Genomic DNA, 12,033 nt, shown 5'->3' on the forward strand with positions numbered 1-12,033 from the left:
CGGCCTTTTGTAAAAGCAGAGCAGTCCGATTTCGATGGGACCTTTTAACAACACAACGATAGCCATGATCGTCAGCTAAATAATTAAATCCGGTGGAAAGATGGCCAAGACTTGCCGTACCGGTAATGTTGCCGCATTAATCAAAAAGACGGCCCCGGCAAGATAAAATGCGGTATTATTTTAATACTCTCTCGGAGTCTTTCAGATTGGAATGAGTCAAAGAACCGTCCCCTGACTCACCAGAATGCAAATCAAAAAGGATTTTCCATAAAATTACCGAATTTATTTAAATGATAAACAGGAGGGAGATAGCGGTATATTATTACGGTATTCAGGAATTAAGTTTAAAAAGCTGGATGCCTTTGATAAAAAATAATTAGAGCATAATGGATCGTGCCGTCCTCTAAGACCATTCAGAAGTACAAACAGAATATTATGTGGATATTATTAATTTTTTTAGGGAGGCGTATCTAATATTATGAAAAATAAACTCTCGATTGCAGTTGCTACTTTCATTTTAATTTTTGTTTTTGTTATCCCAACATTTGCTGCTAAAGCACCAAAAGTAGTTTTAAATGGTCAAACCCTTACTTTCGATGTGCAGCCAGCTGTTATTGACGGCTATACTTTTGTTCCGGTTCGAACAATATTTGAAGCATTAGATTGTACAGTAAATTTTGATCCTATATCCCAAACAGTAAGTGCTTTTTCACAAAAAGATGGAACCACAGTAAAGTTGATAATAAATGGGAAAGCATTTATTAACTCAAACGAAGTACTCATCGACGCTCCAGCTAAACTTATATCTGGAAAAGCAATGGTTCCTCTAAGATTTGTCGGTGAATCATTAGGAACTGATGTCACGTGGGACAAAACAAATAACTTAATTCTGATTACAGACAATCATTCATTAGTGCCTTCTAAACCCCTGGAAGCAAATGACGTAAAGATTGGTCTCAATTACGAATTATCAGGTAATGTTCAGATATATGGGGAAAACACGGTAAAAGGTATTGAACTGGCAGCTGAACAGATCAACAAGAACGGAGGAGTTCTTAACGGTTTAAAAATCCAACTAGTTAAAGCAGACAACAAATCCAACTCAAAGGAGGCAGTTTCTGTTCAAGAAAATCTCATAAAAAACCAAGAAATAGTTGCGTCTTTGGGACCTGCAACATCTGCTATTGCGATCGCGGCAGGAGCAATAGCTATGAAATACCGGGTTCCATTAATAACAACTACCGGTAGCGTACCATCGGTAACAGTTAATTCAAGCGGATCGGTTCAGGATTATGTTTTTCGCAACTGCTTTACTGACCCTTATCAAGGAGCTGCCGGAGCAAAGTTCATTTTCAAATCTCTTGGATTAAAGAAAGTCGCAATTCTGGGGGATTCTTCAAGTGATTATAGCAAAGGGATTATAAGTACCTTCGAAAAGTCCATGCAATCTCTTGGAGGAAAAATAGTATCTAAAGAATATTACGTGGGGGGAAACAGCGATTTTCAAGTACAATTAAATAAAATTAAAGATTCAGAAGCAGAAGTGATTTATTTACCTGGCTATTACAACGATGCCGGACAAATTATTAGGCAAGCAAGGACACTAGGTATTGATATTCCATTTGTCGGAGGAGACGGCTGGGATTCTTCAGAACTTGTAACGATCGCAGGTGCAGAAGCCTTAAATAATACTTTTTTTACCAATCATTTTTTATGCAGTGATAAGGATCCTGTGGTCCAGGCTTTCTCATCATTATATAGAAATAGATACGGTGAAAATCCAGACGGTTTTGCCGCACTAGGATATGATGCAATGTACCTTCTGGCAGATGCCATTAATCGGGCAGGGAATGTTAATGGGGAGGATATTAAGGATGCCTTGGCTTCTACAAAGGAATTTAAAGGGTTAATGGGTTCCTTAACCATGGATCAGGACCACAACCCCGTCAAAGATGTATTTGTTATTGAGATGGTAAATGGAGAACAGGTGCTAAAAGAAAGGATTCATCCATAAACCGTTAGTTAACTAAGTTCTAGAAATAGTTATTCAGCTTGAATGCAATTTTTGGAAAGGTAACTGAGTCCTTGAGGTTTAGTGAAAAAAGACCTGCGCCTAATAAAGTAGTAGGTCTTTTCGTTTTGTCCAGAACTTTGCAAATCTTGCCAAATTGTAGCAACAATTTTGGCTGCTGAAAGTCAGGAAGTGAGTCAGAGAACCGTCCCCTGACTCATTACTCTCAAGAGATCTCTTATTGTTTTTTTATCTCGGTCACATACATTTTAAAATTCAGGGCAAAATGAATCATAATCATGAAGACTAGGATATATCCACAAATTTTATGGATTTCTTTCATGTTAAATGTTTGCCCCCCTTGTTCTCCAAATCCTTGAGGATCTTTGGCAGCATCAGTTCCTACAGCGTCGCTTAAAGAATGATTAGATATTGGGGGGCCTCCATTCGGTTGTTGATGGGGTCCGGAGTCCATTATGATACCTGTAACAACGCAAATTAAAAATATTCCTATTAATAATGAAGAAATTACCGGGCGTACCTTACCCGCCTTACCAATCATTTTAATCCACCTCTTCTGCTGTGTATTTGGGGTTATTTTCCTTTCACTTCCCATCTTTGATCTTTATTTTATAGTTGATCTGTTACAAATTCGTTGCTGTATTTTGTCTATTTCATGACTGAACCAATAATTATTTGTTTTCCTTGAAAGGCTGAGGAAATTCCCTGTTAAGAGTATCATGCCGTTCACCCTAAGTTGACTGTACTAATGATGTAGCATGTTTCAGGTTATCTTTAAACCAGAGCAAGTGAAACTCTTCATCAATCATGTTGTGCCAAAGTCTTTTGCATAAATCCGGATACTCCCATGCTTCCATGATCAAAGCCCGGTACATTTCAATGGCTTTATTTTCCACGGCCATCCCTAATTTATAGTGGTTTTCTGCCGTAGTCAAATCTAAGACTACGCCACCTAAAAAACGGCCGGCCAAAGTGGTTAATCCACCTGTTAATTTCGGCACTTCTTCGCCTAATTCTTCCAGTTTGCTTTTATAAAAATCAAGGTGGTGCCTTTCCAGTTCCATAATCCGTTCGTAAGCATGCTCAATATATTCATTTTGAAGGTCAGCTTTTTGTGATTCATACAAGGTGAGCTGAAACATTTCAAGTACATAAAATTCTTTCAATCTTAGAATTAAATCCATTCGATCCACCTGCTTCACTTTTGCATTATTTTTTCTTTAATATGTCCCAAATCTGTCCATTATATTTTCATGGAAAAGAACTCCCTGCCCAACCCTACTTAACTCCTCCAGGCAAGACATTTGCGGCCTGTTTAATCAGGTATTCAATACCGTCTGTAGGGGTGGGTAACTCCACCCCTACCGCCAGGAGGAGGCTGAGGACAAAACCCAGAAGCCATACCATGAAAAAAACTGCCAGCTCAGGCCAAAGCTTTTTTCTGAGCAGTCCGGGCACTTCCCACGCTGCCATGGCCAAAAATGGTAAGACTAATAACAACAACATTTTCCGACTTCTCCTTCTAATCCGCGGCACTATTTGGGTATGTTGGGTTCGGTGCTGAGGCCGGTGCGGCGCAGTTTCGCAGTAACCTTGACCTCCACCTCCACCAAAGGGTACACCTGTCGCCACCGGTCTTTAAGCTCTTGCCATACCTTGGGATATGTTCGATGCACCGCTTCTCCGAACCCGAATATGTCCACCCCGAGTTCGATCTGGGCAATGCGGAGAGTTTTTTTAACCTCATTTTCGATCGCTGCGGCCTGGAATTTCTCCAAAGAATGCCAGGCTGCCGGCTTAGTCAGGTCAACAAGAGACATTTGCTCGCCCAGGTTGCCCTCTTCCTGAATTTCCACTGTGATAGCCGGCACTCCGTTTTCTTTGATTTTCACTTTGATCTTGCTGTTGGCCCGGATGATTTCCAGGCTGACTTTTTCCTTTTCCGCCAAGGGGGAGGGGACTACAATAATGCCGCTTTCCACCTTGCCCAGCACCCACAGCAGCCCCCTGGTTTCATACCTGTCCAGCCAGCCCACAAGCCGGTCCTTGCGGAATACCGCTGCCCCGGTCAATATGGCTTGCATTTTGCTTCCGCTCTCTCCGGCATTTCCCGTTTGACCCATTTTCTTTCCATCCACCAACTCGATACAGGAAGCATAGGGATCTCTGCCCTCAGCCGTCATCATCTTCAGAAAGTCATGGATCCTCACCTCCACCGCCATAGACGTGCTGCCGCTGGTTTTAACCAGATTCTCCAGAAAGAAGGCGGGGAGCCGTTCCAGTTCGCTTTCCACCTCCATGATATCCTTAGCCTGACCCCGGGCAATCAACAGTTTGGGTAAGCGCCGGGGTTCGGCGTCCCGGTCAATCCAATCCAGCAGGGGAGCCAGCCCCTCCCGGGCCATCTCTTCGCCAATAACGAAGACCTTGTCATGGGGCCAAAACAATTTCCGGTCCACCTGCATGGTTGCATTCCGCACAGCATCAAAAACTGTATCCCCGGTGGAGGTCAGTACCAGTACCGGCTTACCGGTGCCGCCCCCTTTGCCTTTCCCCGAAGTGGCGATCTCTGCCGGTTTGACAATCTGCACCGTAACACTGATTTTTCCCTCCGACGTCCGGTCAAATCCGGAAGCTGCCACGATCCCCAAGGTGTTCAGTTCCCGCCAGTCCCAGCAGCCTGCCAAAACCATGGTAAAAAAAAGGAAGACAAAAGTTAATAAAAATAGGCTGGGTCTTTTGCTGATCATCGGCGTTCTCCTCTCTTTCCAGTAACGAAGGCTATGACCAGCAGAATCAAGGGGATGACGGTGTTAAAAAAGAGGGCGTAGTAGGGTGCGACCTTATAAGATGTGAATTCACTGAGGTCCACCAGACTGTCAAACAGCCAAATGGACAGGGCGGTCATCAGGGCGCCTACCGGCAGAACAATCGGGCGATAGGTTTGTAAACGGAACAAATGTCCCAGACCTAACACTGCCAGATAGCAAAAGATAGATACCTTAATCATATTCCCCAACACCCAAATGCCCATATGAAGCATCTCGATCCTCTCAATGATACCGCCTAAGTTCACTAATCTCATCAACCCTAAAGTGGGAAAGGTCCGTGTTTGGGCCTGTGCAACCCCAAAAACTGTGATAATGGAAACGGTAATGATCACAAAAAGCACCGTGTTAATGACAAAAGCGCCGATGACTACCCTGCTAACTCCCCGGGGCTTATTCAGGTAGGGGAGAACCATGGAGATGATCATCATATTATCGACAGGCAGGGTAGAGATGGTAAAAGCGCCATACAACACGGGCGCGATCCCCTTTTCCAGTACCGGGGTGAGGACCTTTAGATCTGCCTCTTTAGCCACTAGCATAACTACCAATAGGATTGTTCCAATAGCAAGAGGAGTGATCATGTCCGCCATTCGTCCCATCACCTCCAGGCCGTTTCTTGCTGCTGAGACGGCGATCACAGCAATGCCTAGAATAAAGACCAGGAGCGGGGTTTCCGGCATGGGCACCGTAGCCATAAATTCCCCGAACTGCCGGAGGGCAATAGCGCCAGTATGAAGAAAGAACCAAATGTACAGTAGCCCTACGAATATGCCGCTCTTTCCCAGCAGTGTCCGGCTATACTGAATTGGACTCAGTCTAGGAAACCGCAGAGCCAGCAGTAAGGCAGGAATTGAAAATAATATCGTTAAAGGTAAGGACAGCGCTATGGCAATCCAGACATCCTGATTTTGGGGCGGTGAGTTTATTGCCGGTACGTAGGTAAAAGCAATGACCAACCGGTTCATGATCAAAAGTAGTAAAACCTGCCTGCCTGTGATTTTTCCCTCTTCCAGCACTTCCTTGCCCTCCTCCTGTTTCACTCGTGACTCTGTTCCTTTTCGGCACCCGGTTTTTCAGGCATCAGGTCAAATTTTTGTCTGACCGGATTTTTCCGTCCGATCAACCGGGGCCGCCGGAACATGGCCCACAAGGGGACGCGCACCAGTACGTCCTTCTGGTCACTGATGGAAAGCGGGGCCAGAGGAAACAGGTAGGGAATCCCGAAAGACCGGAGTGCACACAGGTGTACCAGAAGTCCCCCGATCCCCAGCAAAAAGCCGAACTGCCCCAGGAATGCCGCCAGAATCACCAGCATGAGTCTGATGGTGGCGGCAGAGTCGCTTTGGGAGGGAACTACGAATCCGGCAATGGCAGTTAGGGCGATGACGATAACCATAGGAGCGCCGATGATGCCTGCCCCCACCGCTGACTCCCCGATGACAAGGGCCCCGACAATGCTTACCGCCTGGCCCACCGGGCGGGGCAACCGTACCCCGGCTTCCCGAAGGATTTCATAGATGGCCCCCATCCCCAATGCCTCCAGAATCGCCGGAAAGGGAGTCCCTTCCCGGGCGGCAGCCATCGTCAACAGAAGAGGGGTGGGAATCACTTCCTGGTTAAAGGTGGATAAGGCCACGTAAATCGCTGGTGTGGACACAGTGAGAAAGAAAGCCAGGAACCTGATCCACCTGACCAACGTAGCGTAATAAGGACGGGAATAATAGTCCTCGCTGACCTGAAATGATTCGATAAACAGGTAGGGAACCGTCAGGACAAAAGGAGTGCCGTCTACCAGTATCGCCACCCGCCCTTCCAAAAGCTTGGCTGCCACGGGATCCGGCTTTTCACTATTACCCACAGTGGCAAAGGGGGAAAAGGGAGCATCCTCAATGAAGGCCTCGATATAACCTGACTCCAAAATAGCATCGGTATCGATACTCTTTAGCCGCCTCTTTACCTCTTCTACAATCTTGTTGTTGGCTACACCTTTGAGATAAGTAACGGCCACATCGGTGTGGGTCTGTCGGCCGATGCTCAATCTTTCCATCTTCAGATTAGGATTCTTGATCTTACGGCGTAAAAGGGCCGTGTTGGTACTTAGGGTTTCCACGAAACCCTCCCGGGGACCCCGCACCACCGCCTCGGTATCCGGCTCCTCCACCCCCCGGGACTTCCACCCCCGGGCACCGGCCAGCACAGCAACAGGATAGCCGTCTACAAACACGGCAGCCTCCCCCGACAAAACACCTTGCACCACCTGTTCCATTGAGTAAACTTCTTTTAAATGAGCAATGGTCAGGGTGGAATTCTCGATTACTCTTATCATGTCATCCAGGTCAATCCTCTGTCCGGGCGGACTGAAGCGTGAGTCGACCATCAATGGCTTCAGGAGATTTTGCTGGAGCAGGGACATGTCAACTAAGCCGTCCACAAACACCACAAAGGCCTTGACCTGCTGATCAAGCCCTATGCTGAACTCCCGGATGACAATGTCGGAGCAATCGCTGAACACTTGCCTGATCTGCTGCCTGTTAGCCGCCAGGCGGGAAGAAAAGGGCTGCCCATCCGCGGGCAACAGGCTGCTCTTTCCGCTTAGATGCTCTTTAGCCCTGTGCAGGCGTAGTTTGATCTGGCGGAAAAACTTGTTAAACACGCTTAACCCCTACTGTCCATAAATTTATTCATACAGATTATTTCCATTCATAGCAATATTTATCAGGGACTTTGCTATTTTTTTCAACATCCTATTTTTGCGCAAAATGTACGCAAATAGTTTATCTAACAAAAATAGGCATGGCACTTGTCATAGGCTCACCTGGTCGTTTTGGAGCTTGGTGCACTTAAAAAAAAGAAAAACCCCCGGAAACAATCCGAGGGTAAACGTGGCCCGCCCCTTCTTCCCTTTCCATTCTTACGAGGTGATCTGACGGGTTCGGGTGGAAAGAGTACTTCAGACTTTGGTTGCAGGTCGGCACTTTCGTCCTGCGTCCCAGGCTGATGGTTTTGATACTGCAACAACTACTTATTTCTGGGTAAAAGATGCAAAACTGATGCTAAAAATCGTTCCCTTTCCTAACTGGCTTGCCACATCTATTTTACCTCCTTGCAACTGAACCAGCTTTTTCACAATCACCAGTCCGAGGCCGCTCCCCTGTTCCTGCACATAATTGCTGCGCTGGTTCTTCACCCGGTAAAACCTGTCCCAAATGTGGGGCAGTTCGTCGGGCGGTATGCCAATACCATTGTCCGCAATGGTCAGTACCACTTCTCCTTGCCGGGATTCCATGTCAACCCTGATGGTGCCGTTCTCCGTGGCCCTGATCGCATTCTTGAGCAAATTCCTGATAATCTGTTCCATCCGGTCCACGTCCCCGATCACAGTAGCATCCTCTGTTTTTTTCTCCAACAGGATCGAGGTATTCTTGCTATTGGCCAAACCCTCCATGGATATGACCACCCCCTGGGCCAGAACGATCAAATCTAACGGGAGTTTTTCCACGGTGATATTACCGCTTTCCAGACGGCTTAAAGCCAAGATGTCGTCTACCAGCCTGGTGATATGAATGGTCTGGGTATGTATCGTATCTAAATACTTTCCCAGTAAAGCCCCGTCTTGCACCATCCCGTCACGAATAGCCTCAACAAAGCCCTGAACAGCGGTTAAAGGAGTGCGTAACTCATGAGATATCTCGGAAAATAGCTGGGCTCTTTCATCTTGCGCCATCCGGTTTTCTTCTTGTATTTGCTGCACTGTCATCGTTAATTTATTGAGTTGACCGGTCAAGGCTTTGATTTCATCCAGGGGCTGATCTTCTATGTTCACGACGTACTTCCCGCTGCTGATTTCGGCCACGGTGGTAGCCAAACGAGAAATCGGCCGGGAAATATACATGGCCAGATAAACGGAAATGACAATAATCATCACCAGTATCACCATTCCCCCAATAACCAGGTACAAACGCATTTTGTTTAAAGCAAGATCCAGATTGGATGTGGTCGTTTCCAGCAGGATGCCGTCTTTGATGACGTCCTTATTGTTACCCATGGGGACAACGGCAATCAGGGTAGGCTGGCCTGTCTCCTGATCTACGGACCCGGTAATGGCAATTTCGCCTTTGTTGAGTATTTCCACGAATTTTTCCTCTACCTTACTACCGGGCACAATCTCCTGCTCCACGGAAGTTCCCATAATGTTTCCTGCTCTGTCAAAAACCATAATTCTGGCGTCAAAAATATCCGCCAAAAATTTCAATAAGTCTTGTTTACCTTGGGCCTGATCGCTTGTCTGACTGGCAGGCACAGTCCCCCATTCCTGGTCTGTCTGATGGAGCAAAGCAAAGTTTACCCGCTTGGCCTTGCGTAATAACTCCTGTTGGGCTTGATCATAGGTTACCTCTTTCACGACAAAGCTGGAAAACATCATCAGAACAATCAGACCAAAAACAAAGGCTGTCACATTGGTAAACAATATCCTGGTGTAAATATTTTTATTGAATTGCTCCTGAAGCAAGCGCTTGATGATGAGACAGAATCCACGCAGGGCTTGGATGATCAACCGCAATCTTTTCCGGATCTGCCGTAAATAGGTATTCAGCACGTGGTCTATCCCCCTTTGACAGGAGGTGTAAACTGGTATCCCACACCCCAAACAGTTGTCAAGTATTCTTGAGGCAAGCTTGTCAGCTTGGTCCTCAGCCTGCGAATGTGGACATCCACCGTACGCTGGTCGCCGAAGTAATCATACCCCCAAACAGCCGCCAATAGCTCCTCTCTGGTAAAAACCCGTCGAGGGTTCTGGGCCAGGTGATAAAGTAAATCGAATTCTCTGGGAGTAACTTCTGTCTCCGCACCGTCAACTAAAACCCTCCTGGTATCGGCTTGAATCTCTAACCCCGGGTATTTCAATTTCCAGCACGTCACCGGATCAACCGTTTGGGTACGGCGCAGCACCGCTTTGATTCTGGCTACCAGTTCTCGGGGGCTGAAAGGTTTGGAAACATAGTCATCGGCTCCCATTTCCAGTCCCAGAACCCGGTCCGCTTCCTCTCCCTTGGCTGTAAGCATGATGATGGGGATCATGCGTACCGTCCTTAAATTGCGACACAGAGTAAGTCCATCCTTCCCCGGAAGCATGATGTCCATGATTACCACATCAGGATTCTCCCGGTCGAATGCGGGCAAAACCAGATCCCCATGGTTTACCCCGATCACTTCAAAACCTTCTCTTTCGCCGTACAACTTGACTAATTCCAATACGTTTTGATCGTCATCGACTACTAAAACTTTTCCCAAATACGGCATTATTTCCCTCCCTAAGCGATCTTCCTCCCCCCATAGATAGACGCCCAAGAAAGTCAAAAAGTTCCCCTGCCCATCCAACACTCTATTCCATGCGCTTATACCGGCTTTCCCTCCAAAAGACACATAAACCCCGGCCAGAAATTAGCACGGGGTAAAGGGCAATAATCCGGTTCCTTCAATAAAGAGTGAGCCTTCTATACTTACCACTTGATTCTTTTTCTCTTTTGCTTTATACAATGCTTGGTCAGTCAAGGCGATCAGCCTATCCACGTCCATGTTATCACCAGCACAGGAGGCAATACCTATGCACACAGTAATTTTATAACACGAAGTGCAGTTTTCCACCAGATTTCTAATTCTTTCGGCACAGATTTTTGCTCCTTCAATATTGGTCTCGGGTAGAATGATGGCGAATTCTTCCCCTCCCCAACGTGCCACCGTGTCCATTGCCCTGGTATGGGTTTTTAAAATGTTTGATAATTCGATCAAAACCCGATCACCTTCTAAGTGTCCATAGGTGTCATTAATTTTTTTAAAATTGTCTAAGTCTAAGATGGCCAGGGATAAAGGGCGCTTTGTCCTTTTATAGCGCTCTATTTCATCAGCAAGCTTTTGATCAAAGTATCGCCTGTTTCGCAATCCTGTCAACGGATCGCTGTTTGTATGCTGATACAGCTTTTTCATTAACTTTCCTACTATTACGCCTGTTGATGCTTGAGCAAATAGAATACCCCACCATAATAGCAAATGAATATTACTTGGTGCGTATCTTTCTACAAAAAAACCGCAAATACAGAAAATGAACCCACTTACTGCTAGAATGATGGGAGCAAGCTTGTAAAAAAACTCTTTCATTTACAGCAACCTCCATGTTTTACTAAAATTTCAAAGAGCTTTTTAGTCTTAGCAAGGTAATTATACTGTCAAAATGTTGCCCCACTTTTACAAAATCTTGAAATTATTTTACGAAATTGTTAAAGAATGTTACAAAAACCCTCTTCATTGCCCTGCTTGGTAAGCAGGTATTTGACAAAAGGGAACTATCTTTTTATAATGATAATGGATATTTTTGCGTATCATAAAAAAAGTAGGTGATAGTGATGATTACTGTAGTAATTGTGATCATAATGATGATACTGATCATGATGATCATAAGGAAAGGTCTAAGTGTTAAACGATTTATTGCTTTTTGCGGCCTGATCATATTGATGTTTAACGAGTCCATGGCAGGAGCTTTTTATGACACTTATCACAATTTCAAGGAATTAAGTTTAAATCAACTAAAAGATGTGGACTATAAAGTGGAAACGAATGTGACAGATTCTCCTGTGATCGTGATCGCAATTCATGGAGGGAATATAGAAAAAGGTACTACCGAATTAGCTTATGCCTTATCTTCCCAAAATAATTACAATTATTATTCCTACATAGGTTTAAAATCCAAAGATAATTTAACATTGCATGTAGCTTCGGACAAATTCGATGAACCTACTGCGTTGGAAATGGTTTCCAAAGCTGCAACCACATTATCCATTCATGGTTGTGCCGGCTCAGAAGAATTCACCTATATCGGAGGCTTGGACACCGAATTGGCCGATAAAATAAAAGAATCTCTCACGAATTATGCTTTTACTGTGTTAGATGCTCCGGATAATCTGGCCGGTAGGTTGCCAAACAACATCGCCAATAAAAATATGAACGGCCGGGGAATCCAGATCGAAATCTCGGCGGGCTTAAGAGAAAAGCTCTTATCCGATGATAATGAACGATTGAAAAGCTATCTTTTCGCAATAAGCGAGGCAGTCAATAGTATCCAATAGAAGTTCTCAAAATAAAAGGCAGACAAGCTACTCATGGTAGCTTGTCTGC

General features: G+C 45.4%; 11 protein-coding genes. 2 read left to right on the plus strand and 9 right to left on the minus strand.

Annotated elements, in window-relative coordinates:
• Positions 1–478: 478 nt before the first annotated feature.
• A complete protein-coding gene (locus tag DCMF_RS08240; RefSeq protein WP_148133985.1) occupies positions 479–2,014 on the plus strand; it encodes an ABC transporter substrate-binding protein in 1,536 nt (511 codons plus the stop codon).
• Between the two features lie 235 nt (positions 2,015–2,249).
• On the opposite strand, the gene DCMF_RS08245 is transcribed toward DCMF_RS08240, so the two are convergent.
• The 9 genes from DCMF_RS08245 to DCMF_RS08285 all read right to left on the minus strand — a co-directional run bounded on the left by DCMF_RS08245 (position 2,250) and on the right by DCMF_RS08285 (position 11,019).
• On the minus strand, positions 2,250–2,573 hold the full coding sequence (locus tag DCMF_RS08245) for a DUF4405 domain-containing protein (RefSeq protein WP_214659193.1): 324 nt from the start codon (positions 2,571–2,573) through the stop codon (positions 2,250–2,252).
• Positions 2,574–2,763: 190 nt separating this feature from the next.
• The gene (locus DCMF_RS08250; RefSeq protein ID WP_148133987.1) at positions 2,764–3,216 is read right to left on the minus strand and encodes a ferritin-like domain-containing protein; all 453 of its coding nucleotides are present in this window, start codon (positions 3,214–3,216) and stop codon (positions 2,764–2,766) included.
• A 94-nt stretch (positions 3,217–3,310) separates the two neighbouring features.
• Entirely contained in the window at positions 3,311–3,538 is a 228-nt protein-coding gene (locus DCMF_RS08255; protein WP_148133988.1) for a hypothetical protein, read from the minus strand.
• Between the two features lie 29 nt (positions 3,539–3,567).
• Positions 3,568–4,782: a Ger(x)C family spore germination protein gene (locus DCMF_RS08260; RefSeq protein WP_148133989.1), complete on the minus strand. Its 1,215-nt coding sequence runs from the start codon at positions 4,780–4,782 to the stop codon at positions 3,568–3,570.
• Entirely contained in the window at positions 4,779–5,879 is a 1,101-nt protein-coding gene (locus DCMF_RS08265; protein WP_148133990.1) for a GerAB/ArcD/ProY family transporter, read from the minus strand. The genes DCMF_RS08260 and DCMF_RS08265 overlap by 4 nt, the downstream gene beginning before the upstream one ends.
• Before the next feature lie 20 nt (positions 5,880–5,899).
• Entirely contained in the window at positions 5,900–7,516 is a 1,617-nt protein-coding gene (locus DCMF_RS08270; protein WP_148133991.1) for a spore germination protein, read from the minus strand.
• Between the two features lie 369 nt (positions 7,517–7,885).
• On the minus strand, positions 7,886–9,460 hold the full coding sequence (locus tag DCMF_RS08275; protein ID WP_335582395.1) for a sensor histidine kinase: 1,575 nt from the start codon (positions 9,458–9,460) through the stop codon (positions 7,886–7,888).
• Between the two features lie 5 nt (positions 9,461–9,465).
• The gene (locus tag DCMF_RS08280) at positions 9,466–10,164 is read right to left on the minus strand and encodes a response regulator transcription factor (RefSeq protein WP_148133992.1); all 699 of its coding nucleotides are present in this window, start codon (positions 10,162–10,164) and stop codon (positions 9,466–9,468) included.
• Between the two features lie 141 nt (positions 10,165–10,305).
• A complete protein-coding gene (locus DCMF_RS08285; RefSeq protein WP_148133993.1) occupies positions 10,306–11,019 on the minus strand; it encodes a GGDEF domain-containing protein in 714 nt (237 codons plus the stop codon).
• A gap of 245 nt (positions 11,020–11,264) precedes the next feature.
• Between DCMF_RS08285 and DCMF_RS08290 the strand changes: the two genes are divergently transcribed.
• Positions 11,265–11,984 carry a poly-gamma-glutamate hydrolase family protein gene (locus DCMF_RS08290; RefSeq protein ID WP_148133994.1) on the plus strand — a complete coding sequence of 240 codons (720 nt, stop codon included), beginning with the start codon at positions 11,265–11,267 and terminating at the stop codon, positions 11,982–11,984.
• The last annotated feature ends 49 nt before the right edge of the window (positions 11,985–12,033 follow it).

The sequence above is a fragment of the Candidatus Formimonas warabiya genome (assembly GCF_002777255.1).
Lineage (GTDB): Bacteria > Bacillota > Dehalobacteriia > Dehalobacteriales > Dehalobacteriaceae > Formimonas > Formimonas warabiya.